Genomic DNA, 26,842 nt, shown 5'->3' with positions numbered 1-26,842 from the left:
CGAACACCACGGATATCGCAGATATCGCCGACATTGCCGACATTACCGACATCACGGACGAGGTGCCGCGCCTGCCCGTGGACCCGCTGCTGGACGACCCCGGCACCCGGATCGTGGTGTGCTGCGGCGCCGGCGGCGTCGGCAAGACGACCACGGCCGCCGCGCTCGGCCTGCGGGCCGCGGAGCGCGGGCGCCGCGTCGTGGTGCTGACGATCGACCCCGCGCGCCGGCTCGCCCAGTCCATGGGGCTCGGCGAGCTGGACAACGTGCCGCGGCCGGTGCCGGGCACGGACCCGGCCGCCGGGGGCGAGCTCTTCGCCATGATGCTCGACATGAAGCGGACGTTCGACGAGATCGTGGAGGCGCACGCGGACCCGGCGCGCGCCAGGGCGATCCTGGACAACCCCTTCTACCAGTCGCTCTCCGCCGGCTTCGCCGGGACCCAGGAGTACATGGCGATGGAGAAGCTCGGCCAGCTCGCGGCCCGCGGCGAGTGGGACCTCATCGTCGTGGACACCCCGCCGAGCCGCTCCGCCCTCGACTTCCTCGACGCCCCGCAGCGGCTCGGCTCCTTCCTCGACGGCCGCTTCATCCGGGTGCTGACCGCCCCGGCGAAGGCGGGCGGCCGGGCCGGCCGGAAGGTGATGAGCCTGGGCATGGCCGGGCTGCAGCTGTTCACCGGCACCCTCGGCAAGGTCCTGGGAACGGCGCTCCTGCGGGACGTGCAGACCTTCGTCGCCGCCATGGACACGATGTTCGGCGGCTTCCGCACCAGGGCCGACGCCACCTACCGGCTGCTCCAGGCGCCGGGGACGGCCTTCCTGGTGGTGGCCGCCCCGGAGCGGGACGCGCTGCGGGAGGCCGCGTACTTCGTGGAACGGCTCGCCGCCGACCGGATGCCGCTGGCCGGGCTCGTGCTGAACCGGGTGCACGCCTCGGCCGCGGCCCGGCTCAGCGCGGAACGCGCCCTCGCCGCGGCCGAGATCCTCGACCCCGCGGGGCCGGCCGCCGCCGGGCCGGCCGGGGATGCCGGCGGGGCCGGCGGTGCGCCCGGGGCCCCCGGGGCAAAAAATCTTGCCCCGGGCGGCATTGTGGATCACTCGCGGGGGCAGGATCGACTGCGGAGCGCCCGTCCCTCTCCCGAGCCCCATCCCCCGGCGGACGCCCCTCCCACACCGAGGACCCCCCAGACCGCGGAGACAACCGAAGATCCGCGGCGGCCCGCGCAGCCCGAGGAGGCCGCCGACCGCCAGGACACCGACGGCCTTGCCGCCGGGCTGCTGCGCGTCCACGCCGAACGCATGCGGCAGGTGGCGCGCGAGAGCCGGATGCGGGCCCGCTTCACCGCGGTGCACCCCAGGGTGCCCATGGTGGAGGTGGCCGCCCTGCCCGGCGACGTACACGATCTGGCGGGGCTGCGCGCCATCGGCGAACGCCTGGCCTCCGGCGCGGACTAGCCGCCGCACGCCCCTCCCACCCGCGCGGGCGCCGCGTACGCGCGGCCCCGGCGTGCGCCCGCGGGCGCGTCCCCCGCGGCCGCGGGGGAGGGCCGGCACAGGCGGCGGGAGGATCAGCCGACGTTGGCGTACTGGGCGTAGGGGAACTCCGCGGGCTCCCCGCCCGTGGCCTCGGCGGCCTCGCCATGCGGGCGGGCCGCGCGCTCGTACTCGGAACGCGCCGTCTCCAGCAGCCGGCGCCAGGAGTTGACCGTGGGGCGCCTGCGCAGCAGCGCGCGCCGCTCGCGCTCCGTCATCCCGCCCCACACACCGAACTCCACGCGGTTGTCGAGCGCGTCCGCAAGGCACTCCGTCCGTACCGGGCACCCGGTGCAGACGGCCTTGGCGCGGTTCTGCGCCGCGCCCTGTACGAACAGTTCGTCCGGATCAGTCGTGCGACAGGCCGCCTGCGCACTCCAGTCGCTAACCCAGCTCATGCCGGTGCCGTCCTCTCCCGAATCGAGGCTCCCCCACGGCGGCAAGGGGCGTTTCGTCCCTTGCCAGTTGAGGACGTTACGGAAGGCAGGCACCCCACAACACCCCCATGGGGCCTAATCTTGAATGGCCCGTTCGGACTATGCGCGTGGCGAGATCACCCGCGTGGGTGAGGGAGAAGGCGCAGGTTGCGGGAGTGGTGCTCGGGAGGGCACAGTGTCTCCGCGCGCTGTCTCGCGTCTTCGCGAGACCTCCGCGACCGCCTCACTCGAAGGCGTTCGACATCCGGCCCCGGAGGGCCGCCCGGGCCGTCGCGTTCGCGGGCCGTCAGGCAGCTTAGGCGAACAGGTGGACCACTGTCCGGCGTTTGAGAACGTAGGCTTGCGCCATGGGTAGGAAACGGCCGGGTGGCGGACTGAGCGCGACGCAGCAGGCTGCCAAGTTCCTCGGCGTCAGCGTCGTCTCCGGTGCGGTGCTCGCGGGCCTGGCCCTGCCGGCCGTCGGTGCCCTCGGACTGGCCGCGGCGGGCACGATGGAGGGCTTCGACGACATCCCCGCCATGATGGAGCGGCCCCCGCTCAGCCAGAAGACGACGATCCTGGACGCCGAGGGCAACAAGATCGCGGACGTCTACTCGCGGAACCGGACGGTCATCCCGCTCGAGGAGATGTCCGACTACGTGATCCAGGGGCTCGTCGACACCGAGGACGCCCGCTTCTACGACCACGGCGCGATCGACCTGCAGGGCATCATCCGCGCGCTCACGCAGAACGTCGAGTCCGGCGGGGTGGAGCAGGGCGCCTCCACCCTCACCCAGCAGTACGTGAAGAACGTCCTGGTGGAGGCCGCCGGCGACGACCAGGCGGCGATCGACGAGGCCACCTCGCAGAGCGGCGCGGAAGGCGTCGGCCGCAAGATCCGCGAGATGAAGTACGCCATACAGGTCGAGCAGGAGCTCACCAAGGACGAGATCCTGGAGAACTACCTCAACATCACCTACTTCGGCCAGCAGGCGTACGGCATCGAGGCCGCCTCCCAGCGCTACTTCTCCAAGCACGCCGCCGACCTCGAACTGTGGGAGGGCGCCCTGCTGGCCGGCCTGGTGCAGTCGCCGAGCGCCTACGACCCGACGGTCAACGAGGAGGCGGCGCTCAACCGGCGCAACACGGTCCTCGACCACATGGCCGCCGAGGGCGACATCAGCGAGGCGGAGGCCGAGGAGGCCAAGCAGCACGACCTCGGCCTGAACCTCAGCGAGCCGCGCAACGGCTGCATCACCGCGGAGGACGGCGCAGGCTTCTTCTGCGACTACGTGCGGGAGGAGTTCCTGAGCAACCCGGTCTTCGGCGAGACCGAGCAGGAGCGGCAGGCCCTGTGGGACCTGGGCGGCATGACCATCACCACCACCCTCGACCCGCAGGCGCAGCAGGCCGCCAACCAGGCCGCGACGGACGGCGCCAACCCGGACGACGAGGCGGCGGCCACCGTCGTCCAGGTCGAGCCGGGCAGCGGCCACATCCTGTCGATGGCCCAGAGCCGCCCCTACGGCCTGAACGCGGACGAGCACCAGACCCAGCTGAACCTCAACGTCTCCCACGAGATGGGCGGTTCCGCCTACGGCTTCCAGGTCGGCTCCACCTTCAAGCCGATCGTCGCCGCGACGGCCCTGGAGGAGGGCATCAGCCCGGCGCAGACCTACCACACCGACTCGGAGACCTCCATCCCCATGGCGGACTACGAGGACTGCGACGGGAACGAGCTCGGCTCCGCGAGCGAGCGCACCTGGGAGGTCAGCAACGAACTCGACAGCGAGCGCGGCACCTGGGACATGACCGACGCGCTCGGCCAGTCGATCAACACCTACTTCGCCAACCTCGAACGGGACGCCGGCCTGTGCGAGGTGGCCCACCTGGCCGCCGACATGGGCGTGGAACGCGGCGACAACCAGCCTCTCGAGGTCCTCCCCACGCTGACCCTCGGTGGCCAGACCATCGCCCCCCTGCAGATGGCCAACGCCTACGCCACGTTCGCCAACCACGGCACGTACTGCAGCCCGGTCTCCATCACCCGGGTGACCAACGCGGACGGCGAGGACCTGGAGGTGCCCGACGCGGACTGCCACCGGGTGATGTCCGAGCACACCGCCGACAGCGTCACCGTGATGCTGCGCGGCGTCGTCGAGGACGGCACCGGTTCGCAGGTCGGCCTGACCGACCGGGACAACGCCGGCAAGACCGGTACCACGGACGAGCGCAAGGACGTCTGGTTCGTCGGCTACACCCCCGAGGTGTCCACGGCGGTCCGGGTGGGCGGCGACGCGGAGCCCTTCCCGATGGAGGACCTCTACATCGGCGGCCGCTACGTCGAGAAGGCCAGCGGCAGCGGCGTCGCGGGACCCATCTGGCGCCAGGCGATGACCGGCGCGCTGCAGGGCGTTCCCCCGTCCTCCTTCGCCGAGGTCAACGTGCCGCGCGGCAACGATCACGACGACGAGGACCGCGACGACCACGGCAACGGGGACGACGACAGGGACAACGGCGGCAACGGCGGGAACGGGGGCGGCGCCGGCGGCGGGGGCGACGCCGGCGGGGCCGGCGACGGCGGGGACGACGGCTGGCCCGACCTCCCGGGGTTGCCCGGCGGCAACGGGAACGGCGGCAACGGCAACGGGAACGGCGGCAACTGGCCGTAAGCCCACCCGGCCGACACGACACCGGCCCCGGCACCCGGCACCACGCCGGGGGGCCGGGGCCGCGTTCGTCCGGGGCCACGTTCGTCCGGGGCCACGTATGTCTGGGGCCGCGTTCCTCCCGGGCCGCGGGGCCGCCGCCCGATCCGGCGGCCGTTCACCCCGTCCGGGCCGCCGCGGCGATCCCCCGCCGGGCCGGCGCCGTCCTCCCGATCAGCCCTCCGCCAGGGCCTTCTTGACGGCCGCGGCCACCCGGCCGCCCTCCGCCCGCCCGGCGACCTTCGGGTTCACGATCTTCATCACCGCGCCCATCGCCCGCGGGCCCTCGGCGCCGCCGGCCCTGGCCTCGGCCACGGCCGCGTCGACCAGCTCCGCGAGCTCCGCGTCCTCCAGGGGCTTCGGCAGGTACCGCGCGAGCACCTCGCCCTCCGCGCGCTCCCGCGCCGCCTGCTCGGGGCGCCCGCCCTTCTCGAAGGCCTCGGCCGCCTCGCGCCGCTTCTTCGCCTCCCGGCCGAGGACCTTGAGCACCTCCTCGTCCGAGAGCCGACGGGCCTCCTTGCCCGCCACCTCCTCATTGGTGATCGCCGCGAGCGCCATCCGCAGCGTGGCGGAGGTCAGCTCGTCACGCGCCTTGATCGCCGCGGTCAGGTCGTTCTGAATCCGGGACTTGAAGGTGGTCATGCAGACCATTGTGACAGCCGTGAAACGATGGCCTCATGCGCGCGCGATACCGCATTCCCCTGAACGCCGCCCTGGCCGTGACCGCCGTGACCGCCGCCACCGTCGGCTACGCCGCGGGCTACGAGGTCCGCTCCTTCCGCCTGCGGCGGGTGACCGTGCCGGTGCTGCCGGCCGGGATGCCGCCCCTGCGCTTACTGCAGGTCTCGGACATCCACATGGTCAGCGGTCAGCGCAAGAAACAGCGCTGGCTGCGTTCCCTCGCGGGACTGCGCCCGGACTTCGTGATCAACACCGGGGACAACCTCTCCGACCCGGAGGGCGTCCCCGAGGTGCTCGACGCCCTCGGCCCGTTGCTGGAGTTCCCCGGTGCCTATGTCTTCGGGTCCAACGACTACTACGCCCCGAGGTTCCGCAACCCGGCGCGTTACCTCGCCGAGCGCGCCTCCGGCCGCTACGGGCTCAACGGCAGGCCCCCCGCGCGCAACGTCCCCCGCAACCCCTGGTGGGAGCTGCGCGACGCCTTCGACGCGGCGGGCTGGGCCGACCTCACCAACGCCCGCGGCCGCCTGAAGATCGGCACCACGGAGATCGCGCTGACCGGCCTGGACGACCCCCACATCCGCCGCGACCGCTACGCCGAGGTCGCCGGCGGCCCCGACCCGGCCGCCGACCTCTCCCTCGCCGTGGTCCACGCCCCCTACCTGCGCGTGCTGGACGCCTTCGCGGCCGACGGCTACCCCCTGATCCTGGCCGGCCACACCCACGGCGGCCAGCTGTGCGTCCCCTTCTACGGCGCCCTGGTCACCAACTGCGACCTCGACCCGGCCCGCGTCAAGGGCCTGTCCACCCACGAGTCCGAGGGCAACCGCTCCTACCTCCACGTCTCCGCAGGCTGCGGCACCAACCGCTACACCCCGGTCCGCTTCGCCTGCCCCCCGGAGGCCACCCTCCTGACCCTCACCCCCCGCGAAACCTGATTTCCCGTACGGGAGCAGGTCAGCTAGAGTAGGGCTCGCTACACCGGGGTGTGGCGCAGCTTGGCAGCGCGCTTCGTTCGGGACGAAGAGGCCGTGGGTTCAAATCCCGCCACCCCGACTGTGGAGTATCAGATCAGGGCCTTGATCCTCACTGAGGACCAGGGCCCTGATCCGTTTCCGGGGATGCCTTGGGAGCCATTGGGGAGCCGGCTTGTGCATCCGGCTCCCGGGCGGGAGCGAGCCGGCCCGGCGGAACACCCGGACCCTGCGCGGCTCCTCCTCCCTCGACTGGCGCCCGTACTCGCTGCAGGACGGACACCGAGGCGAGTTCCGCCATGTCTCGCCGTGTTCACCGAGCCGCCTCCCGGATCAGGGCCGACGGCTGAGGAGCAGGCCCCATGTCCGCCTGAGCGGACGACGCCGCGAACGGTTCGGTTATTCGCGGGGGGCTGCCAAGAGCCGGAGCGCGCCCTGCTGCCGACTGGACGTCGGAACCGGCCTGGCGGCGAGATGTGCAGCCGCACGGGGAACAGCGGCTCCGGCCGGCGCTGTTGCCTTGGCCGAGGGATCGGCGCGGCACGGGGCGGGCAACTCGGAGACCACGAGGCCATCCGCCCCGCCGGGATCGGGGCCCCGGGATCGCGGTCCGCCCGCCGCGCATTCGGACCAGGACGTATTTCCGCAGGAGGACTGCTTGATGACCGACCGGCCCTTGACGCTCATGGCGGTGCACGCCCACCCCGACGATGAGGCCACCGGAACCGGAGGAATCCTCGCGCGGTACGCGGCGGAAGGCATCCGCACGGTTCTTGTGACGTGTACCGACGGCCGTTGCGGTGACGGACCGGGGGGTGTCAAGCCGGGCGATCCCGGGCACGATCCGGCGGCCGTCGCCTCGATGCGCCGGCAGGAACTGAAGGCGAGCTGTGAGGTTCTGGCGGTCAGCGATCTGGAGACGCTGGACTATGCCGACTCCGGGATGATGGGCTGGCCGAGCAACGAGGCTCCCGGGGCCTTCTGGCAGACCCCCGTGGAGGAAGCCGCGGCCCGACTCGCGGAACTCATGCGGCACTACCGGCCCGATGTGGTCGTCACCTACGACGAGAACGGCTTCTACGGCCACCCCGACCACATCCAGGCCCACCGCATCACGATGGCGGCGCTGGAGACGATCGCGCTGACACCGAAGGTGTACTGGACCACGACGCCCCGCTCGATGATGCAGCGGTTCGGTGAGATCATGCGCGAGTTTCATCCGGACCTGCCGGAGCCGGCTCCTGCCGAGGCCGCCGCGATGGCCGAGATCGGCCTCCCCGACGAGGAGATCACCACGTGGGTGGACACCACCGCGTTCAGCGGCCGGAAGTTCGATGCGCTGGCCGCGCACGCCAGTCAGGGCGAGAACATCTTCTTCCTCAGGATGGGCAAGGAGAGGTTCGGCGAGTTGATGGGCGTGGAGACCTTCGTCCGTGTCCGGGACGCCACCGGCGCGGCCGTACCCGAGAACGATCTCTTCGCCGGCCTGCGCTGATCCACTCATCAGGACGCAGCCCACGAGAGCTCGCCGGCACGCCGGCCGGTGCCGAATCGGCCCGGCGGATTCGGGCCGAACCGCGGGCGCCGGGCCGTGGACTTGGGCAGTCAACGCCGACGAGGTCCGGCCGGCTCTCGCCGGGGCGATGAGCCTCGTGGACGCGCGGCCCTCGGGGCGTCCCGGCCGTTGTGGTCGGTGCGATCCGGGCCGGCGTCGCGCATGTCAGCCGGACATCGGGGAGTCGAAGAACAGCTCGCCGTCGACGTCGTCGTTGCCGTCCTCGTCCGACTTGAGCAGTTCCGCCGATCCGCCGTAGGCGGTGCCGGCGCCCTCGACGGGGAAGGCGGTGACGGCGCCTTCGCCGTCCGGGGCCTGTTCTTCCCGCGGTGTCTCGTCGATCGCGATGCCGATGGGCTGGGGGATGCCGTCGATGGCGTAGCCGCCGTATGCGCGCCGGATCTCGGTGCCGTCGCCTTCCATGCACAGGTAGGCCTCGCGTGCCGTGTCACCGGTGTGCAGCAGGACGCTCCCGGCGAGGTGGCCTTCGGCGTAGGCGACGGCCTCGACCTGGTGGCCGGGGCCGGGGGCGACGTGCGTGGTGAGGACCGGGGTGTCGTTGTCGCCGCCCTCGTTGTCGACGACCATCGAGACCGTGCCGTCCTGCAGGCCGCTGACCTCGGCGGTGGCCGTCCCGTCCGCGGCGACGCCGAGCGAGACGCAGGCCGTGCGGGCGGCGGGCCCGTTCGTCTCACGGCTCGCGGTGCCGTCCGGGCCCGGGGTGGAGTACCGCCTCGTCTCGGTGCCGTCCAACCGCACCTCCCACACGCCGATGTCGTCCGTCGTCGGCTCGACGGACCCGTCGGCCTGCAGCAGCGCAATGATCTCCATCTGCCGCGCCGGGACGGAGCGCGGGGCCCGGACTTCCAGGTGGAGGGCGGCGCTTCCGTAGGCGGGGAGGTCCGTGAGCTCGGCGGAGACGTCGCCGAACGCCCGGCAGCCCCGGTCCGCCACGGCGAACGGGTCGCTGTCGTCGGCCGACGGGAGGGTGTCGCGGTCCGTGCCGGCCAGCGCCAGTTGCAGGCCGGGCCAGGTGGCGCGGTCGTCGGCGTCCGTCCACCCCTGGGCGTCGAGGTTGTGGAGGGACACCGTCACCGGGTAGACGGCACTGTCCGCGCCCGGCGTGCCGCAGGCGGGGTGCGGGTCGGCCGGGCCGATGGTCAGGGACATGTCGGCGTGGACGGCGTCGCTGTCCGTCGTACCGGCGATGTCGAAGGTGTGGTGGAGTGTGCGGTCCCCGCCGCCCGCAGGGGAGCCGCCGGTCATCGCGAGGGCCGTGGCCGCGGCCGCGAGCAGTGCCCCGGCCGCCGCGAGCACCGCCGCCCTCCTCGCGCGGCTCGCGCGACCCGGGCGGCCGGGGCGATCCGGGCGACTCGCGCGGCGCCACGACGGCGGGCCCGGCGGCGTCGGGGCGGAAGGCGGCGGCAGCGAGGCGGAAGGCGGCGGCAGCGGGGGCCGGGGCGGCGGCGCGGGGGGCCGGGACGGGGGTGTGGGCGGGGCCGTCGCGGCCAACGCCAGCCGGCGCAGTTCCTCGTCGCGGCTCAGCGCCTCCTCCAGGGCGACGCGGAAGGCGGTGACCGACTCGGGGCGCCCAGGGCACTCCTGCCACGAGGCCCAGGCCGCCCGGAGGGCGGGATCGCGGCCGAGCGCCTCCTTTGGCAGGGGGAAGGCGCGCGGGGTGCCGTTGGCGGTGAGGGCCGGGCCGAGCAGGCGGCGGGCCAGATCCGAGGCGTCCATACCCGGTGTTGTACGGGCCGCACGCGGTGCCGGGCCACGTCTCAATTTAGGGGACAACGGCGTTGCGAAACGGGCGAGTTGTACCGCGCGGGACCTCGTGAGCCCAGGCCGCCGCGGCGGCCAAGTCCGCTCAGCCGCCCTCGTGCACCGGGGGCGGGGGCAGCGGGGCGCGCAGTTCCACGCTGGTGCCCTCGCCGGGGGCCGAGTCGACCAGGACCGTCCCGCCCACCTCCGCCATGCGGCCGCGGATCGACCGGGACAGCCCGGCCCGTTCCGGGCGCGCTGCCGGCTCGAACCCGCTTCCCTGGTCCACGACGCCGACCACCGCCTCGTCGCCGTCCACGGCCGCCCAGATCGTGGCCCGGTCGACGCCCGCGTGCTTGCCCACGTTGGTCAGCGCCTCGTAGCAGGCGCCGAGCAGGGCGTCGGCGACCGGACCCGGTACCCGCGAGAAGTCGGCCCCGGCCGGCGGCAGGTTCACGGTGACCCGCAGCCCCTGCCGTACCCGCTCCTGCGCCAGTGCCTGGAGCCCGGCCTCCAGCCCGGCGGCCTCGGCCTGCCCGCCGTGCCCGTTCTGCCCGTCCGGCGCCGCCCGTTCGGCCGGGACCTGCCCGTCCACCCGTACCGCCTCAGGACCGCGCTCGACGAGCCACCGCAGCCAGCCGGCCTCTGCCCGCACCTGGTCGCGCATCCACGGGTCGGCGATCCAGGCGCCCTTGCCGAGCGTCTCCAGGGTCTGCAGCACCCGGTCGTGCAGCAGCCGCGCGTGCCGGGATCGCTCCCGCACCACGGCCTCGCGCGCGGCCAGTTCCGCCGCGACCGCCCGCGAGCTGTCCAACTCGGCCGCCATCCGCCGCAACTGCCAGGCCACCGCGCCGACGACAGGCGCGATGCCGAGGTAACTGGCGGCGTTGGGAACGGCATTGGGCCACGGCTGCCCGCTGGAGAGGTGGTCGCTGACGGCGTACACCACCGCCAGGCACACCGGCGCCGCGCCGATCCGCCACGGCCCGCGCAGGAGCACCCCGCAGGCGATCGAGGCGACCAGGGTGTACGGGTAGGCGAAGAAGCCCCACGTGTGGACGTCCTGCCCGTGCACGAGCGCGGCGTTGGCCACCAGCGCCGCACAGCTCACCGCGAGGTCAAGCCAGCCCGCCCACTGCGGCAACCGGCCCCACCGCGAGAAGGCCGCCACCAGCGCCGCCGACTCCAGCGCGAGCGCCGCGGCCAGCGCCGCGGCGAGCACGAAGACCTGCCCGCCGCCGGCTCCGGTACCCAGCGCGACGCCCACGTTGAGCAGGGCGGCGGCCCGGCCGGCCAGCAGCGCCCACCACTCCATCCGTACGACCCGGGCGCCTGCCTCACCGGGCGCGGGCGGCCCGGACCGGGGGCGCACCGGCGGCTGCGGGAGCCCCGCGTGCGCGGTGCCACGCGCCGGCCCGTCGCCGCCGGGCCCTGCCACATCGCCGCCGGGCCCTGCCGCGTCGCCGCCACCCGGCCGCGGGCGGGCGGCGGTCGCCTCAGCCCTCGTCTCCGGTGCGCGGGTCGCCGCCGCCCGTCGCGAGCGCCGCTCCGCCATCCCGGGCTCCCTCCCCCATCGCCTCCGCCAGATTGCGGGCGAACCAGGCCAGTTCCGCCTTGTTGCCCAGGTGCAGCCGAGCCCTGATGCGCTGGATGTAGGTGTCCACCGTCGACGTTGCCACGCCCATGCGGCGCGCGGCCTGGCCGTGCGTCATCCCGCGGGCGATCCAGCCCAGCGCCTCCTCCTCGCGGGGTGACAGCAGCGAGGCGCGGCCGGCGGCGGAGGCGCTGCGCGAGGCGGCGCCGACGATGCCGGCCAGCTGCGGCGAGACGTGGAAGCCCCCCGCGGCCACCTGCCGCACGGCCTCCCGCAGCGCCGCCTCGTCGGCGTCCTTCGTGACGTAACCGGCGGCCTCGGCGGCGACGCAGGCCAGCACGTCCGAGGGGCGGCTGGCGGCCGAGACCATGAGCACCCGGGTCACGGCCGCCAGTGCCCGCACCGACGCCACGGCCGGAACGTCGTCCCCGAGGTAGAGGTCACACAGCACGAGGTCGAGGCCGGCCGGGTCGGGCAGCTGGGCGGGCAGGGCGGCCGACGCCTCCACCGCCATCTCCGGGTCCTCGCCCAGAATGGCCGCGAGCCCCCGGCGCGCCACCGGATGGTCGTCGACGATCCCCAGCCGCAACATGGCCTTATTTTCCCGGGGTTCTTCCGGAGTGCTCCCGCAGCGCTGCCGAAAACTCCTCTCGGGCCTACTCCCGGGGTTCCGCCGAACGTGCCCCCGCACCGCCGCCCGTGGAGCCGTGCCGAAGCGCGGACTGCTCCGCGGGCCGTCCCCGCACGTGGTGGGGCAAGCGCCGCGCGATCGACCCGGGCCGCGAGGGCGAGGCGTCTCCCCGCACGGCGTGCCGGCCGGGAGCCTCCCCCGGCCGGCGCGTCCGGCCTGCGGCCCGGCCGGTGGCGCCACTGGTTGTTGCCGTGTTCTGGCAGGCTGGAGGGGGTGCCGCGCCGGGAGTGGTGTGGGGCGTGGCCGGGGTGTGCGACGGGGAGTTCGGGAGGCGGGGGTCGTGGTGGGTGAGGGCGAGGCGGGGCGGGCGTACCTGCGGGGGTATGCCGAGATGCTCGCGGAGGTCGGGGCGACCGGGCGGCGGCCGACGCGCGACGAGTTGGAGCAGCGGCGCAGCCTCGGGGAGCGGGCCGCCGACGACGGGCACGACCTGCGCGGCCTGGTGCGGCGGCATCTGGAGGTCACGCGGGAGGTGTGGCCCGCGGGGGCCGGTTCCGCGGACAGCGTGCTGGCGGCGGTGGCCCAGGCCGTCGACGCGTTCGCGGAAGGGTACGAGCGGGCGCAGCGGCTGGCCGTGCGGCAGGAGGAGGCGGCGCGGCGGGAGTTCATCGACGACCTGCTGTACGGCCGCAGCGACCTGGGCCGGCTCGCCGAACGGGCGGAGCGTTTCGGCCTGGTGCTGGCCCGGGCCCATGCGGTCGCGGTGGCGCAGGGGCCCGAGGCGTACGACGACACCCATCCCGTCACCCGCCGGGTGAGCACCGCGCTGATCGCCCGCTTCGGGGACCGCCGGGTGCTGCTGGCCACCAAGAACGGGCAGTTGATCTGCATCGCGCCGGGCCAGCAGGAGGAGGTGCTGGCCTTCTTCGCCAGGCAGGCGCACGCGGCGACCGGCGGCCGGGTGGCCATCGGCCGCCCGCAGCCGGGGGCCGGCAGCGTGGCCCACTCGTACGAGGAGGCGCTGAGCACGCTGGAACTGGCCGAGCGGCTGCGGCTTGAGGAGCCGGTGGTGCGCGCCGTCGACCTGCTGGTGTATCCGGTGCTCACGCGCGACCGGCAGGCCATGGCCGACCTCGTGCTCAGCGCCCTGGGCCCGCTGCGCGGCGCCCGCGGCGGCGCCGAGCCCCTGCTGCGTACGCTCGAGGTCTACTTCGAGTCCGGCTGCACCTCGGCGGAGGCGGCCCGCCGCCTCGCCCTCAGCGTGCGGGCCCTGACCTACCGGCTGGCGCGCATCCACCAGCTGACCGGCGTCAACCCGGCCGACCCCGTGCACCGTTACACCCTGCAGACCGCGGTCATCGGGGCCCGGCTGCTCGGCTGGCCGGGCCAGGAGCTCTGACCGGCGTCCCGCGGCGGCCGGTTGCGCCCCCGCCCTGGGACGGCCTGCCATGCGGCAACCTGCCGCGGGACGCCCCCGTGGGGTCGCCCCGCGACCCGCCCCGCGAACCGCCCCGCGAACCGCACCGGGGAGCCGCCCCCGCGGAGCGCCCCCCCGTATCCTCGCCGGCCCCCCAAGCGGTACCCCGCCCAACGCCCGGCCCGTGCTGCCACGGGCCGGGCGGGGCGCGTCAGTTGGTGATCTCGACCTGGCCGTTGTGCCGGGCGTCCCGCGGCCGTTCCGGCGCCGCCTCGCCGGCGTTGCGCCGGGTGAGGTTGCCGAGGAGTTCGGCGAGGTCGATCCCCGTGGCGGAGCCGAGGAGTTCGAGGCCCTGGGTGACGTTGTCGGCGACCGCGCGCGGGATGCGCCCGGCCCCGTCGGTGGAGATCACGGTCATCTTGTCGACGGCGCTGAGCGGCTCGGATGCCTTCGCGACGACCTGCGGCAGCACCTCGACCAGCATCTGCAGCACCGCCGCGTCGCCGTACTGTGCGAACGCGTCGGCCCGCTGCCGCATCGCCTCCGCCTCGGCCGCGCCCTTGGCGCCGATCGCCGCCGCCTCCGCCTCGCCTTCCAGCCGCAGGGCCTCGGCTATCGCGGCCCGGCGGGCGCGTTCGGCCTCGCCGCGCTTGACGCCCTCGATGGCCTCGGCCTCGGCCAGCGCGCCGCGGCGCTGCTTCTCGCCCTCGCCGGTCAGCCGCGCCCGTTCGGCCTCCGCCTGCGCGGCGGCGATCCCGGCCAGCCGCTCGGCCTCGGCCTGCTTGACCCGCGCCACGCGCTTGGCCTCCGCCTCCTGTTCCGCCGCGTAACGGCGGGCGTCGGCCGGCTTGCGCACCTCGGTGTCCAGCTGGCGGTCCTTCAGCGCGGCCTGCCGCTGGGCCACCTTCTCCTGTTCGGTGAGGATCTCCTGCCGGCGGGCGGCCTCGGCCAGCGGCCCGGACGCCGCGGCCCGTGCCGCCGCCGCATCCGTCTCCGCCTTGATCTCGGCCTGCTTGAGGGAGAAGGTGCGTTGCGCCACGGCGATCTCCTCCTCGGCCTTCAGCCGGGCCTGTTCCGCGGCCCGGCGCGCCTCGGCCTCGGCGATGTCGGCCTCCTGCCTGGCGCGGGCCGCCTCGGGGCGGCCGAGGTCCTCGAGGTAGGAGCCCTCGGTGGTGATGTCCTGGATCTGGAACGCGTCGAGCACCAGGCCCTGGCCGGAGAGGCTGGCCTCGGCCTCCTCCGCCACCTGGCCGGCGAACGCGGCGCGGTCGCGGATGATGTCCTCCACGGACATCCGGCCCACGATCGCCCGCAGCGCGCCGGAGAGCACCTCCTGCGTGAAGCCGACGATGCCGTCCTGCTGCATGAGGAAGCGCTGCGCCGCGGCGCGGATCGAGTCCTCGGTGCCGCCGACCTTGACGATGGCGACGCCCTCCAGGTGCGCCTTGATGCCGCGCAGCGTCACCGCGCCGCGCACCGCGATCGGGATGTGCCGGGAGGACAGGTCGAGGGTGAACCGCTGCTGCACGAAGGGCACGATGAAGACGCCGCCGCCGACGACGACCTTCTGCCCGCTGTTGTCGGTGAAGATCCGCCCGGTGGCGGGGTCGGTGGCCTTCTTGCCGCGCCGCCCGGTGACGATGAACGCCTCGCTCGGCCCGGCCACCTTGTAGCGGCTGACGACGATCAGCGCGATCAGGAGGAGCAGGACGACGGCTCCAACGGCCGCCGCGACGACGGGACTCATGGCGGTACCCCCGCATTCGTGTGGTGATGGTGGGTCGGTGGGGTGTGGGTGGGTTGGGTGGGATGGGGTTGGGGTTGGGGTGGGGTCTGGGCGCCGACGGATGCGCCGGGCGCGACGGACGCGTCGGGTCCGGCCGGTGGGCGGCCGGGTGTGGCCGGTGCGTCGGTCCGGCCGGTGGGCGGCCGGGTGTGGCCGGTGCGTCGGTCTGCCCGGTGGCGGGCAGGTGCGGTCGGGGGCCTGGAGCAGGGCGGCGGTCAGCGGTCGACGGGGCGTACGACGACGGAGGTCGCCGTCGGTGCCGCCTCCACCCACACCTCGGTGCCGCGGGCCACGGGGCCCGCGCTGCGGGCCGCCAGCTTCAGCGGCTGGCCCGCGAGGTGCAGCAGGACCTCGCCGAAGCCCTCGGCCGGGATGGCGGTCACCACGTTGCCCGCGGTGCCCACCAGGTCGGCCCCCCGGGGCGTCACCGCCGTCTGGTCCCGCATCAGCGCGCGGCTGAGGCGGTACGTCAGCCAGGCCGTGCCCAGGCCGGCCAGCGCGCCCCCGCCGGTGGCGACGGCGGGACCCGCCTCGGTGGTGCCGAGGACGATGGCCCCGCCGAAGCCGGTCATCGCCGCGAATCCGGCGAGGACCGGCAACGACAGCCACCCCTCGAAGACGCCGTCGAGCGCGCCGTCGAACGCGCCGTCCAGCACACCGTCGAAGACCAGCGACAGGGTGAGCAGCACCACCCCCACGATGCCGGTTCCGAGAAACCACGCCATAGTGCTGCCCCCTCTCGCCCGCCGCTGGTCTCCGGCGTGTGAGGAGATGTTCACATGGGGAGGCGGATCGTTTCATTGCCGTGTTCCGGCAGTGTTTGCGGTCCTTCCGGTGCCGCCCTCGGGCCGCCGCCCGGCGGGCCACCCGGCCGGGTGGCCGTCCGCTCCCGCGCCACCGCGCCCGGCGTCGGCGCACTGCGGGCGGGTGGCGGCGCGGATCTCAAGTCGCCCATTGCGGGCGGTAGTTGGGAGTGCCATAGTGGGGCACCCGCGCGCGCCTTTGCGGCACAAAAGCGGTGAAGCGGGCGCCGTGCACGCCGATGCGGCACGGCCGGGCGCGCCCCGGGCCGGGGCCGCCGGGCCCGGGGGCGGGCGTGCCCGGCCGCCGGGGGCGGGCGTGGGCCGTGCGTGCGGCACCCGAAAGGCGGTCGGTCCCCATGGCTTCCCCCCTACCGCTCCCGCCGGAGCCGGGACCCGAGCCGGGCCCGCGGCCCGAGGTGCGGGTGCTGGCGATCGGCCTGCGGGTCGAGCCGCGTTCGGTCGGGCTGGCCCGCGGCTGGGTGCGGCGGACCCTGGGGCGCTGGGGCGTCGGCGCGGAGACGGTCGAGACGGCGGCGCTCGTGGTATCGGAGCTGACCACGAACGTGCTGCTCCACGCCGGGACCCCGGGCCGGTCGATGAGCTGCGGGCTGCGGGACGCGCCGGACTGGCTGCGGGTCGAGGTGACGGACCGCGGCGGCGGCAGGCGTTCCCCCGAGACGAGGAGCCCGGGCCCCTGGGAGGAACACGGCCGCGGGCTCTGCCTGGTCGCCTCGCTCAGCACGGCCTGGGGGGTGGCCGAGCCGGGAAACGGCTGGGGCCAGACGGTCTGGGCCGACCTGCCACGCGCCTGACCGGGGACGGTCCGCCGCAGGTGGCCGCGCGCTGCCGGCTGCTCCTCGCGTGCCTGCGTTCTTGCCGGACTCGGCGTGGGTCCGCGCGCGGCCGGCCTTGAGCACGGTGAGCCGGCGGTGCCTGGGGGGCAGCGCTGTTCAGGCCAGCGGAGGGGAGGTCGTCGGGGAGGGCGCGGTGCCGCCGTGGCGACGGAGGTAGGCCAGGACGGCGCGGACGCGACGGTGGCCGCTGTCGCCGGCCGACAAGCCGAGTTTGAGGAAGACGTTGCCGATGTGCTTGTGGACGGCGTTGCCGGTGATGACGAGCCGCTCGGCGATGGTCGCGTTGTCGTGACCTTCGGCCATCAGCGCGAGCACCTCGCGCTCGCGTGCGGTCAGGGCATCGACGGGATCGCCACGTGCGGCGAGGAGCTGGGCGATGACCTCGGGGTCCATGGCGGTACCGCCGCCGGCCACCCGGCGCAGGGCGTCGGTGAACTCCGCGACGCGGCTCACCCGGTCTTTGAGCAGGTATCCGATGCCGCCCCTGGCGTCGGCGAGGAGACGGCCGGCGTACTCCTGTTCCACGTACTGCGACAGGACCAGGACGGGAAGTCCTGGATGGTCGCGGCGGGCCCGGACCGCGGCCCGGATGCCCTCGTCGCGGAAGGCCGGGGGCAGCCGCACGTCCACGATGGTGACGTCCGGGCGGTGGGTCTCGACGGAGGCGAGGAAGCCCGGGGCGTCGGCCGCGATCGTGACGACCTCGAAGCCCTGGGAGTTGAGCAGGAGCCTCAGCCCCGACGACAGCAGGACGTTGTCCTCGGCGATCACTACGCGCACGGCAGCTCCACGGTGATGACGGTCGGCCCGCCCGGCGGGCTGCTGATCTCCAGGGTGCCGTCCAGCGCGGCGGCGCGGCGGCGCATTCCGTCGAGGCCGGACCCCCGGGCGGCGTCCGCCCCGCCGGTCCCGTTGTCCGACATCTCCGCACGGAGCACCGCACCGTCGCGGCTGACCCGAACCGAGGCCCTGGAGGCCCGGCTGTGCCGGGCGACATTCGCCAGCGCCTCGGTGACGGCGAAGTAGGCGACGGCCTCGACCGCCGCGGGGATCTCACCGAGCGGGCCGACGTCGATGCGGGTCGGCACCCCGGCCCTGGTGGCCAGGGTGCCGAGCGCGCCGGCGAGGCCCTGGTCGGCCAGCACCGGCGGATAGATGGTGCGGATGACGGAGCGCAGCTCGGTCATCGCGTCCTCGGTCTCGGCGTGGGCCTGCCGCACCAGGGCGGCGGCCGCGTCGGGGTCGGCGGCGAAGCTTTCGCCGGCCACGGCGAGCCGCATCGCGATGGCCACGAGCCGCGCCTGGGTGCCGTCGTGCAGGTCCCTTTCGATCCGGCGGAGTTCCGCACTGTGCGCCTGGAGAACGTCTGCACGCGTCCGGGTGAGTGCGGTGACACGTTCGACGAGGTGCTCCGCGGGTGAGGGCGCCAGGACCGCGAGGCAGCACCGGGCGTGCGCCCGGGCGAGTGGCGGGAGGGTGAGGGCGGCCAGCGCCGCCAGGACCACGAGATTGGTCAGGCCGAGCGGCAACGCGGTGCCCCAGCCGGTGATGCGGTCGCTGGCCACGGGCAGCCACGGCGCCGTGGGAAGGGCCCACCACAGCGTGGTGATGAGGGGGGTGAGAAACAGGCTGCCCAAAAGGAGCAGGGCAAGGGCGCCCGCCGGCAGACCGGTGACCACCTGGGTCACGAGCCACCCGAGGGTGCGGAGGGCGGCGCGTGGGCGCGGCTCGGCCGGCCGTCCCAGCAGCTTCCCGGCGCGCCGGCGATGACGCTCCGCCCAGGGCCGGGCCGCCGACGGCAGACACAGCAGGGGCGCCGCGGCGAGCGTCGCCGTCGCGGCCACCACGGTGCCCAGCAGGTAACGCCCGCTACGCCATGTCGTGTGCCCCTGTGCGCGGGCCGCGCGGAGTATGCCGAGCACTCGTGTCGCTTTCCCAGGTCGTTCAGGAGGCCGGTGGAGGACCCCCACGGTGTTGTGGCAGACCCCAGGGCGTTGACCCTAGGAGACCGTGCGCCCCGCGCGCACTACAGCTGGCTGTACCTCTGGTTCGGGAGCCTGCGGTAGCGATCGGCGTTTCCTCGCTTACCTAGCGTGGAGGCATGGCATCCACAGACCCGGCCTCCGCTCCGCACCACCGGAACACCCCCTCGCCCGCCCGGCCGGCACGGCGGCGGCACCGCCGCTGGCTGGTCGTTGCCGCGGCCGCGCTCGCCGTCGGCACGGCCGTTGCCTCCCGGCTGCCCGCCGACGAGCACGAGGCGGCCGCGCCCGGATACGGGCAGGACGACCTGAGCCGGGACACCGAGGCCATCCGGGCGCTGGGGATCACCGGCGTCCAGGCACGGGTCACCACCGGCGCCGGCCGGGACCTGGTCGCCACCAGCGGCGTCGCCGAGGTGGGCACCGGCCGTCCGGTGCCCCGCAACGGCTATTTCCGGATGGCCAGCACCGGCAAGGCCCTGGTGGCCACCGTGGTCCTGCAACTGGTCGACGAGGGAAAACTGGCGCTCGACGACACCGTGGACCGCCGGCTGCCCGGCCTGGTGCACGGCAACGGCAACGACGGGCGCCGGATCACCATCCGCGACCTGCTCCGGCACACCAGCGGCCTCCACGACGATCTTCCCGGCTTCGCCACGCCGCAGGAGTACTACGCGCACCGGTACGACACCTACACCCCCCAGGAGATCGTCGCGCGGGCGATACGGCACCGCCCGGACTTCGCGCCCGGCGACGGGTGGGGTTACTCCAACACCGGCTACGTCCTGCTCGACATGATCATCGAGAAGGTCACGAACCACCCCTGGCACCAGGAGGTCGAGGAGCGGATCCTGCGACCACTCGGCATGCACCACACCTACCTGCCGGGCGGCACCCCCACCCTCCGCCGCCCCCACGCCAACGCCTACGAGGTCTACCCCTCCGGAGAACGGGCCGACGTCACCCGGGTCATCGTCCCCGACCCCGGCGGCTACGTCTCCGTCACCGCAGACGTCAACCGCTTCTTCCAGGCCCTGCTCGGCGGCGAGCTGCTGCCCCGGGCACGGCTCGCCGAGATGCAGGACACCGTCCCGGTCAACGAGGAGATGCGGGCGTTCTGGCCGGACGGGCGCTACGGCCTGGGCCTGGTCAACCGGCCGCTGTCCTGCGGCGGCAGCTACTGGGGCCACGAAGGCGGCGAAAGTGGCTACATCACTCTGAACGGCGCGACCCGCGACGGCGGCCGTACCGTCACCGTCTCGATGTCCACCGCCCTGGGCGACTCGCCCGGCAACACCCTCCGGCAGGAGCAAGCCGCCAGTCGTCTCGTCGACCACGCGCTCTGCGGCACGCCCGTCACCGCTCAGGACACGTAAGGGGCTTTCCCAGCCATCCGGGCGGCCGGCAGCAGACCTGTCGCCGCCCACCGGGGCGCCCCGCGGGGCGCAACGCGGGGGTACGGGTCGGCCTGCGCGCCGGGGGCGGGAACAACGGGCGCCCGCGGCAAGCTGATCAGGGGGAGCGAAGCACGCCGCCCACACGAGGAGTAGCACCGTGACCGCAAGCGCAGACCTGCTCGTCGACGCCTTCGGCCGGGTCAGGGAGTCCGTCCACGAGGTCGTCGAGGGACTCGGCCAGGAGGAGCTCACCGCCCGCCTCGACGCGGAGGCGAACTCGATCGCCTGGCTGGTGTGGCACCTGACGAGGGTGCAGGACGACCACGTGGCCGACGTGGCCGGGACCCCCCAGATCTGGACCTCGGAGGGCTGGGCCAAGCGGTTCGGGCTGAGCCTCCCGCCCCGCGACACCGGCTACGGCCACACCACGGAGGACGTGGCGGCCGTCGGCGGCCTCACGGCCGAGCTGCTGCTCGGCTACTACGACGCGGTGCACGAGCGGACGATCGGGTACGTCTCCGGGCTCGCCGACGAGGACCTGGCCCGGGTGGTGGACACCTCCTGGACCCCGCACGTCACCCTCGGCGTCCGGCTGGTCAGCGTCGTGAACGACGACACCCAGCACGTCGGCCAGGCGGCGTTCGTCCGGGGCATCCTGGAGCGGCGCGGCTGAAAGGCGCCCCGCCCGCGGCCCGCCCGGCCCCGCCCGCCCCACCGCGCGGGCGGGCGGGGGGCCGGGCCGCCCCGCCGGGCACCCCTGTCCGCCGGCGGGCGACGCGCGTAGCATCCGGGGAATGGCAGCGACCGACGGCCGGTGGTACCCGGCGGACTGGCCGGACCGCATTCGCGCGCTCGCCAGGGGCGAGCTGGAGCCGGTGACCCCGCGCGTGGCGGCGACCGTCCTGCTGTTGCGGGACGGGCCCGGCGGTCTCGAGGTGTTCATGTTGCGCCGGCGCACCACCATGGCCTTCGCGGGGGGCGCGTACGCCTACCCGGGGGGCTCGGTCGACGCCAGGGACGGCTCCGTCCTGCACGCCGCGGTGCGCGAGACCTTCGAGGAGGCCGGGGTGCTGCTCGCGGGCCCCGCGGACGGGGCCGCCCCGGGCAGCGTGGTCGCCGACGTCACCGGGCCAGGCTGGGAGGCGGACCGCGCCGCGCTGGCCGGGCACCGGCTGTCGTTCGCCGAGTTCCTCGCCCGGCGGGGGCTTGCGGTGCGCGAGGAGTTGCTCTGCCCGTGGGCGCGCTGGATCACCCCGGAGTTCGAGGCCAGGCGGTACGACACCTGGTTCTTCCTCGCGGCGCTGCCCGCCGGCCAGCGCACCAGGAACGCCTCGACCGAGGCCGACCACGCGGCCTGGGTGCGGCCCGCCGACGCCCTCGCCGCCTGCGGGCGCGGCGAGCTGTCGATGCTGCCGCCCACCCTGGCGACCCTGCGGGAGGTCTCCGGATACCCGACCGCGGCCCGGGCCCTGGCGGCCGCCGCCGGCCGCCGGCCTGAGCCGGTGATGGCCACCGCCCGCCTGGACGGCGACCGGGTGGTGCTCGACTGGCCGGGGTACGACGAGTTCGGGAAGCTCAAGGAGAGCGGGCGGAGCCGGCCGGGGGCGCCGGGCCCCGGGCGAGCAAGCAGGGAAGGCCGGGCGGCCCTGGAAGACCGGGCGGACCGGGAAAGCCGAGCGGACCACGCGGCGGAGGCGGGAGAGGGATGAGTGAGGCGGCCGGGCAGCCGGGGGCGCCCGCACCCGAGGTGAAGGACGGCGAGGTCACGGCGCGCGCGACGCTCGTGCTGGCGCCCAACCCCTCGCCGATGACCCTGGACGGCACGAACACCTGGGTGCTGGCCGAGCCGGGCTCGCGGCTCGCGGTCGTCGTCGACCCGGGCCCGCGGGACGAGGCCCACCTGCGGCGGGTGATCGACACCGTGGAACGCGCCGGGCGCCGGGTGGCCCTGACCCTGCTGACCCACGGGCACCCGGACCACGCCGAGGGCGCGGGCCGGTTCGCGGAGCTGACCGGCAGCCCGGTGCGCGCCCTCGACCCGCGGCTGCGGCTCGGCGAGGAGGGCCTCGGCGCCGGGGACGTCGTCACCACCGGCGGCCTCGAACTGCGGGTCGTGCCCACGCCGGGGCACACCGCGGACTCGCTGTCCTTCCAGCTGACGGCCGACGCGGCGGTGCTGACCGGCGACACGGTGCTCGGCCGCGGCACGACCGTGGTCGTGCACCCGGACGGGAGGCTCGGGGACTACCTGGACTCGCTGCGCCGGCTGCGGGCGCTGGCCGAGGAGGAGGGGGTGCGCACCGTCCTGCCGGGGCACGGGCCGGTGCTCGCCGACGCCGTGGGCGCCATCGACCACTACCTGGCGCACCGGGCCAGGCGGCTGGCCGAGGTGGAGTCGGCGGTGGCGGCCGGGCACGTCACCGCGGCCGCGATAGTGGCGCACGTCTACGCGGACGTGGACCGGGCGGTGTGGCCGGCGGCCGAGCTCTCGGTACGGGCCCAGCTCGACTACCTGCGGGAACGCGACGCCCTCCCGGAACCGGCCGGGACGCCGCCCGAGGAGGCGGCCATACCCCCCGAGGAGCCGTGACCGCCGGGGGAGCCGTGACCGCCGGGGGAGCCGTGACCGCCGGGGAGCCGTGAACCGGCCCGCCCGGGCGGCGTGCGTCTCAGCGCGAGCGGCGCGCGAGGCGCTCGATGTCGAGCAGGATGACGGCGCGCGCCTCCAGGCGCAGCCAGCCGCGGGCGGCGAAGTCGGCCAGGGCCTTGTTGACCGTCTCGCGGGAGGCGCCGACCAGCTGGGCCAGCTCCTCCTGCGTCAGGTCGTGCACCACGTGGATGCCCTCCTCGGACTGCACGCCGAAGCGGCGCGACAGGTCGAGCAGCGCCTTGGCGACGCGGCCGGGCACATCGGAGAAGACCAGGTCGGACATGCTGTCGTTGGTCCGGCGCAGGCGGCGCGCGACGGCGCGCAGCAGCGCGGCGGCCACCTCGGGCCTGGCGCTCAGCCAGGGCTGGAGGTCGCCGTGGCCGAGGGCGAGCAGCCTGACCTCGGTGACGGCGGTGCCGGTGGCGGTGCGGGGGCCCGGGTCGAAGAGGGAGAGCTCGCCGATCAGCTCGCCGGGGCCCATGACGGCCAGCATGTTCTCCCGGCCGTCCGGGGAGGTGCGGTGCAGCTTCACCTTGCCCTCGGTGACCACGTAGAGCCGGTCGCCCTGCTCCCCCTCGTGGAAGAGCGTGTCGCCGCGGGCCAGAGTCACCTCGGTCATGGAAGCGCGCAGCTCAGCGGCCTGCTCGTCGTCGAGCGCCGCGAAGAGCGGGGCGCGCCGCAGAACGTCGTCCACGAGTTCCCTTTCCTATGGACGGCCGTGGCGGCCGTGGTCGGCCGGGTCACGTCCTCATGATGCCGGACGCCTCGGCAGTGCTATCAGTCACAAGTTTGACTTACCGGGACGGGTACCCCGAGGGCAGGGGCTGGTTCCGGCCGTGCCCCGGCCGGACACCGGACGAATGTCGGCGGGGCCGTTTACGCTGGCCGGGTGGCCAACGGGCCCCGGGGATGCGCGAGGTGGCAGGGTGAACGAACGTGACGAGGAAGGGCCGTGCGGGTGAGCGCAAGCCAGGATTCAGCTGAGAGCGAACGGGCCTCCGCCGGCCGGGCGCGGCAGGGCGGGAGCCCGGCCGGCGCCCGGCAGGAGAGCCGGCTGGCCATGGTCCGCAGGGCCAGGAAGATCGACCGGGTGCTCGCCGACGTCTTCTCCTACGCCCACCCCGAGCTGGACTTCGAGAACCCCTTCCAGCTCCTGGTCGCGACGGTCCTGTCCGCGCAGACCACCGACCTGCGGGTGAACCAGACGACTCCGAGGCTCTTCGCCGCCTACCCCACCCCGGAGGAGATGGCCGCCGCCGACCCGGCCACGCTGGAGGAGATCGTCCGGCCCACCGGCTTCTTCCGCAGCAAGGCCAAGGCCCTGCTCGGGCTCTCGGCCGCGCTGCGCGACCGGTTCGGCGGCGAGGTGCCAGGCCGCCTGGAGGACCTGGTCACCCTGCCCGGCGTGGGCCGCAAGACGGCGCACGTCGTCCTGGGGAACGCGTTCGGCAAGCCGGGCATCACCGTGGACACCCACTTCCAGCGCCTGGCGCGCCGGTGGGGATGGACGGAGTCCAAGGACCCGGAGAAGATCGAGGCCGAGGTCGCGGAGATCTTCCCGAAGAAGGACTGGACGCTGCTGTCCCATCGCGTCATCTTTCACGGCCGCCGCATCTGTCACAGCCGTAAGCCCGCGTGCGGCGCCTGCCCCGTCGCGCATCTGTGCCCCTCCTTCGGCGAGGGCGAGACCGATCCGGAGAAGGCGAAGAAGCTGCTGAAATACGAGCTGGCCGGGCAGCCGGGCCAGCGGCTCAACCCCCCGGCCGACTACCCGGGCAAGCCCGCGCCCGCCGCCTGACCCCCGCGGCCGCCCCCGCGCGCCGCCCGGCCCGCCGGCGACGCGGCCCGCCCCCCCGGCGAGCCGGCCCGCCGGTACCGCAGCCCGCCGCCCCAGACCCGCCGCCCCCGCCCACCGTGAGGCCACATGACCAGCGCGCACGAAGCCGACATCCTCGTGTCGGGCCCGGAAGAGCTGCCCGGCTGGCTCAGGCCCCTGGCCCTGGCCGTCGCCACCATCGAGCCGCACCAGCTGAGCCGCTGGCTGCCGCCCGCGGACGGCGGGCGGCCCTCGGCCGTGCTCGTGCTGTTCGGCGAGGGCGCGAACGGCCCCGAGCTGCTGCTGCTGGAGAGGGCCTCCAGCCTGCGGGAACACGCGGGCCAGCCCTCGTTCCCCGGCGGCGCCCTCGACCCGGAGGACGGCGACCCCGAGGGCGAGGGGCCGGTGCGCGCGGCGCTCCGCGAGGCCCGTGAGGAGACCGGCCTCGACCCCGCGGGCGTGCGGGTCTTCGCCACGCTGCCGCGGCTCTACATCCCGGTCAGCAGGTTCGTGGTCACCCCGGTGCTGGCCTGGTGGCGCGAGCCCTCGCCGGTCGGGCCCGTGGACCCGGCCGAGACGGCACGGGTCTTCCGGGTGCCGGTCAGCGAGCTCGCCGACCGGCGCTGCCGCGGCACGGCCGTGCACCCCAGCGGGTACCGCGGCCCCTGCTTCGAGGTCGCCGGGACCCTCGTGTGGGGCTTCACCGCGGGCGTGATCGACCGGATTCTCCACTACGCGGGGTGGGAGTCTCCCTGGGATCGTGACCGGGAGGTCTCGCTCGACCACGGGGCGTGAGACGGTGGCGGGCATGAACGTGCTCGACGCTCTGCTCCTGCTCGCCGGCGTGTGGTTCGCGGTGGTCGGATACCGCCAGGGCTTCGTCGTCGGCGTGCTGTCCGTCAGCGGCTTCGTCGGCGGCGGCCTCGTCGCCGTCTACACCCTGCCGGTGGTGTGGCGTGAGGCGAGCGACGGGGCGGAGCCCGGCGGCGCAGGGGTGATGGCGGCGGTGGTCGTGGTCATCGTCTGCGCCTCGGTCGGGCAGGCGCTCACCACCCACTGGGGCAACCGGCTGCGCCAGTACATCACCTGGTCCCCGGCCCGCGCCCTCGACGCGACCGGCGGCGCCCTGGTCAACGTGCTGGCGATGCTCGCCGTGGCCTGGCTGATCGGCTCCGCCCTCGCGACGACCACCCTCCCCACGGTGGGCCGCGAGGTGCGGGACTCGCGCATCCTGCTCGGCATCTCCGAGGTGGTGCCCGAGCGGGCCGACACCTGGTTCACCGACTTCAGCGCGATCCTGGCGCAGAACGGCTTCCCGCAGGTCTTCTCGCCCTTCACCGCCGAGCCCATCACCCGGGTCCCGCCGCCCGACCCCGGGCTCGCCGACAGCCCCGCGGTCTCGCGGGCGCGCCGCTCCATCGTCAAGGTGGTCGGCACGGCCACCGGCTGCGGCAAGGTCCTGGAGGGCAGCGGCTTCGTCTTCGCGCGCGAGCGGGTGATGACGAACGCCCACGTCGTCGGCGGGGTCAACGAGCCCACCGTGCAGATCGGCGGCCGGGGACGGCTCTACACCGCGAGCGTCGTCCTCTACGACTGGGAGCGGGACATCGCGGTGCTCGACGTGCCCGGACTCGACGCGCCCGCCCTGCACTTCAGCGAGGGCGACGCCGTCACCGGGGACGACGCGATCGTGGCGGGCTTCCCCGAGAGCGGGCCCTTCGACGTGCGGGCGGCCCGGGTGCGCGAGCGCTTCCAGGCCGACGGACCCGACATCTACCGGCGGGGCGCGGTCAGCCGCGACGTCTACTCCCTGTACGCGACGGTGCGCCCCGGCAACTCCGGCGGCCCGCTGCTCACTCCCGACGGCCGGGTGTTCGGCGTGATCTTCGCCAAGTCCCTCGACGACGAGCACACCGGATACGCGCTGACCAGCGACGAGGTGCGGGAGGCCGCGACCAGGGGCCGCGCCGCCGACGAGCCGGTGGACAGCCAGGACTGCGCGATGTGAGCCCGGCAGGACCGGCGTTCCGTGGCGCTAGCCGCGCGGGTGCCGCAGGCGCGCGCTCACCCAGCGCGCCCGGCGGCGCAGGATGTCCGGGAAGCCGATCATCGGGTCCGGCAGGGTGCCGCTCTGGAGGCGCCGCACGGCGCCCTGCTCCCGGGTGGCGGCGCCATTGCCGCCTCGCTCACGTGCCACGTCACGGTAGTCGTGCGTCCAGCCCATACCCTCGTCCCTGCCCGGGGTCCAAGGTCAGTAACCTCCCGGGAGCGAACTCGCCCGG

At 74.7% G+C, this 26,842-nt stretch carries 24 protein-coding genes and 1 tRNA gene; 14 read left to right on the top strand and 11 right to left on the bottom strand.

Annotated elements, in window-relative coordinates; translation table 11 throughout:
* The first annotated feature begins 14 nt into the window (after window positions 1-14).
* The gene (gene bagB, locus D7294_RS11345) at window positions 15-1,457 is read left to right on the top strand and encodes an ATPase BagB (protein ID WP_422070684.1); all 1,443 of its coding nucleotides are present in this window, start codon (window positions 15-17) and stop codon (window positions 1,455-1,457) included.
* Window positions 1,458-1,570: 113 nt separating this feature from the next.
* Here bagB and D7294_RS11340 read toward each other — a convergent pair whose 3' ends face one another.
* Window positions 1,571-1,933, bottom strand: a complete 363-nt coding sequence (locus D7294_RS11340) for a WhiB family transcriptional regulator (RefSeq protein ID WP_241562276.1) — start codon at window positions 1,931-1,933, stop codon at window positions 1,571-1,573.
* A gap of 386 nt (window positions 1,934-2,319) precedes the next feature.
* On the opposite strand from D7294_RS11340, the gene D7294_RS11335 reads away from it, so the two are divergent.
* Window positions 2,320-4,623 (top strand): transglycosylase domain-containing protein, encoded by a 2,304-nt coding sequence (locus D7294_RS11335; protein ID WP_120678352.1) that lies wholly within the window; start codon window positions 2,320-2,322, stop codon window positions 4,621-4,623.
* Window positions 4,624-4,833: 210 nt separating this feature from the next.
* Here the strand turns inward: D7294_RS11335 and D7294_RS11330 are convergent, their stop codons facing one another.
* Window positions 4,834-5,301 carry a GatB/YqeY domain-containing protein gene (locus tag D7294_RS11330; protein WP_120678674.1) on the bottom strand — a complete coding sequence of 156 codons (468 nt, stop codon included), beginning with the start codon at window positions 5,299-5,301 and terminating at the stop codon, window positions 4,834-4,836.
* 35 nt (window positions 5,302-5,336) lie between these two features.
* Here D7294_RS11330 and D7294_RS11325 point away from each other — a divergent pair, with 35 nt between their 5' ends.
* The 3 genes from D7294_RS11325 to D7294_RS11315 all read left to right on the top strand — a co-directional run bounded on the left by D7294_RS11325 (window position 5,337) and on the right by D7294_RS11315 (window position 7,809).
* Window positions 5,337-6,278, top strand: coding sequence for a metallophosphoesterase (locus D7294_RS11325; protein ID WP_120678350.1), 942 nt, complete (start codon window positions 5,337-5,339; stop codon window positions 6,276-6,278).
* A 44-nt stretch (window positions 6,279-6,322) separates the two neighbouring features.
* A tRNA-Pro gene (locus D7294_RS11320) sits at window positions 6,323-6,396 on the top strand.
* A gap of 579 nt (window positions 6,397-6,975) precedes the next feature.
* Window positions 6,976-7,809, top strand: coding sequence for a PIG-L family deacetylase (locus D7294_RS11315; RefSeq protein ID WP_120678348.1), 834 nt, complete (start codon window positions 6,976-6,978; stop codon window positions 7,807-7,809).
* 225 nt (window positions 7,810-8,034) lie between these two features.
* Here the strand turns inward: D7294_RS11315 and D7294_RS11310 are convergent, their stop codons facing one another.
* The 3 genes from D7294_RS11310 to D7294_RS11300 form a co-directional block, all read right to left on the bottom strand.
* Complete coding sequence (locus D7294_RS11310; protein WP_120678346.1) at window positions 8,035-9,606, bottom strand: hypothetical protein; 1,572 nt, start codon at window positions 9,604-9,606, stop codon at window positions 8,035-8,037.
* Window positions 9,607-9,736: 130 nt separating this feature from the next.
* Window positions 9,737-10,945 carry a sensor histidine kinase gene (locus tag D7294_RS11305; RefSeq protein WP_147450818.1) on the bottom strand — a complete coding sequence of 403 codons (1,209 nt, stop codon included), beginning with the start codon at window positions 10,943-10,945 and terminating at the stop codon, window positions 9,737-9,739.
* 181 nt (window positions 10,946-11,126) lie between these two features.
* Window positions 11,127-11,816 carry a response regulator gene (locus tag D7294_RS11300; RefSeq protein WP_120678341.1) on the bottom strand — a complete coding sequence of 230 codons (690 nt, stop codon included), beginning with the start codon at window positions 11,814-11,816 and terminating at the stop codon, window positions 11,127-11,129.
* 430 nt (window positions 11,817-12,246) lie between these two features.
* On the opposite strand from D7294_RS11300, the gene D7294_RS11295 reads away from it, so the two are divergent.
* The gene (locus D7294_RS11295) at window positions 12,247-13,254 is read left to right on the top strand and encodes a PucR family transcriptional regulator (protein WP_120678672.1); all 1,008 of its coding nucleotides are present in this window, start codon (window positions 12,247-12,249) and stop codon (window positions 13,252-13,254) included.
* Window positions 13,255-13,483: 229 nt separating this feature from the next.
* Here D7294_RS11295 and D7294_RS11290 read toward each other — a convergent pair whose 3' ends face one another.
* Together D7294_RS11290 and D7294_RS11285 are read right to left on the bottom strand one after the other, a co-directional pair.
* Window positions 13,484-15,019, bottom strand: a complete 1,536-nt coding sequence (locus D7294_RS11290) for a flotillin family protein (RefSeq protein WP_120678338.1) — start codon at window positions 15,017-15,019, stop codon at window positions 13,484-13,486.
* 254 nt (window positions 15,020-15,273) lie between these two features.
* Complete coding sequence (locus D7294_RS11285; protein ID WP_120678336.1) at window positions 15,274-15,783, bottom strand: hypothetical protein; 510 nt, start codon at window positions 15,781-15,783, stop codon at window positions 15,274-15,276.
* 434 nt (window positions 15,784-16,217) lie between these two features.
* Between D7294_RS11285 and D7294_RS11280 the strand changes: the two genes are divergently transcribed.
* On the top strand, window positions 16,218-16,673 hold the full coding sequence (locus D7294_RS11280; RefSeq protein WP_158674607.1) for an ATP-binding protein: 456 nt from the start codon (window positions 16,218-16,220) through the stop codon (window positions 16,671-16,673).
* A 138-nt stretch (window positions 16,674-16,811) separates the two neighbouring features.
* On the opposite strand, the gene D7294_RS11275 is transcribed toward D7294_RS11280, so the two are convergent.
* A complete protein-coding gene (locus tag D7294_RS11275) occupies window positions 16,812-17,495 on the bottom strand; it encodes a response regulator transcription factor (protein ID WP_120678332.1) in 684 nt (227 codons plus the stop codon).
* Window positions 17,486-18,637, bottom strand: a complete 1,152-nt coding sequence (locus D7294_RS11270; RefSeq protein WP_120678330.1) for a sensor histidine kinase — start codon at window positions 18,635-18,637, stop codon at window positions 17,486-17,488. The genes D7294_RS11275 and D7294_RS11270 overlap by 10 nt, the downstream gene beginning before the upstream one ends.
* 179 nt (window positions 18,638-18,816) lie before the next feature.
* On the opposite strand from D7294_RS11270, the gene D7294_RS11265 reads away from it, so the two are divergent.
* The 4 genes from D7294_RS11265 (at window position 18,817) to D7294_RS11250 (ending at window position 22,684) form a co-directional block, all read left to right on the top strand.
* Entirely contained in the window at window positions 18,817-20,073 is a 1,257-nt protein-coding gene (locus D7294_RS11265) for a serine hydrolase domain-containing protein (protein ID WP_120678328.1), read from the top strand.
* Between the two features lie 178 nt (window positions 20,074-20,251).
* Window positions 20,252-20,767 (top strand): mycothiol transferase, encoded by a 516-nt coding sequence (locus D7294_RS11260; RefSeq protein ID WP_120678325.1) that lies wholly within the window; start codon window positions 20,252-20,254, stop codon window positions 20,765-20,767.
* Between the two features lie 121 nt (window positions 20,768-20,888).
* The gene (locus D7294_RS11255) at window positions 20,889-21,803 is read left to right on the top strand and encodes an NUDIX hydrolase (RefSeq protein WP_120678323.1); all 915 of its coding nucleotides are present in this window, start codon (window positions 20,889-20,891) and stop codon (window positions 21,801-21,803) included.
* Complete coding sequence (locus D7294_RS11250; protein WP_120678321.1) at window positions 21,800-22,684, top strand: MBL fold metallo-hydrolase; 885 nt, start codon at window positions 21,800-21,802, stop codon at window positions 22,682-22,684. The genes D7294_RS11255 and D7294_RS11250 overlap by 4 nt, the downstream gene beginning before the upstream one ends.
* A gap of 79 nt (window positions 22,685-22,763) precedes the next feature.
* On the opposite strand, the gene D7294_RS11245 is transcribed toward D7294_RS11250, so the two are convergent.
* Entirely contained in the window at window positions 22,764-23,438 is a 675-nt protein-coding gene (locus D7294_RS11245; RefSeq protein ID WP_120678319.1) for a Crp/Fnr family transcriptional regulator, read from the bottom strand.
* Window positions 23,439-23,702: 264 nt separating this feature from the next.
* Between D7294_RS11245 and nth the strand changes: the two genes are divergently transcribed.
* The 3 genes from nth to D7294_RS11230 all read left to right on the top strand — a co-directional run bounded on the left by nth (window position 23,703) and on the right by D7294_RS11230 (window position 26,568).
* Window positions 23,703-24,542: an endonuclease III gene (nth, locus tag D7294_RS11240; protein WP_422070678.1), complete on the top strand. Its 840-nt coding sequence runs from the start codon at window positions 23,703-23,705 to the stop codon at window positions 24,540-24,542.
* A 126-nt stretch (window positions 24,543-24,668) separates the two neighbouring features.
* Window positions 24,669-25,355, top strand: a complete 687-nt coding sequence (locus D7294_RS11235; protein WP_120678314.1) for an NUDIX hydrolase — start codon at window positions 24,669-24,671, stop codon at window positions 25,353-25,355.
* A 13-nt stretch (window positions 25,356-25,368) separates the two neighbouring features.
* Complete coding sequence (locus D7294_RS11230) at window positions 25,369-26,568, top strand: MarP family serine protease (RefSeq protein ID WP_120678669.1); 1,200 nt, start codon at window positions 25,369-25,371, stop codon at window positions 26,566-26,568.
* 27 nt (window positions 26,569-26,595) lie between these two features.
* Here the strand turns inward: D7294_RS11230 and D7294_RS11225 are convergent, their stop codons facing one another.
* Window positions 26,596-26,784, bottom strand: coding sequence for a hypothetical protein (locus D7294_RS11225; RefSeq protein ID WP_120678312.1), 189 nt, complete (start codon window positions 26,782-26,784; stop codon window positions 26,596-26,598).
* Between the last annotated feature and the right edge of the window lie 58 nt (window positions 26,785-26,842).

The organism is Streptomyces hoynatensis, from assembly GCF_003626535.1.
Lineage (GTDB): Bacteria > Actinomycetota > Actinomycetes > Streptomycetales > Streptomycetaceae > Streptomyces > Streptomyces hoynatensis.
This window is presented reverse-complemented; position numbering and strand designations above follow the sequence as displayed.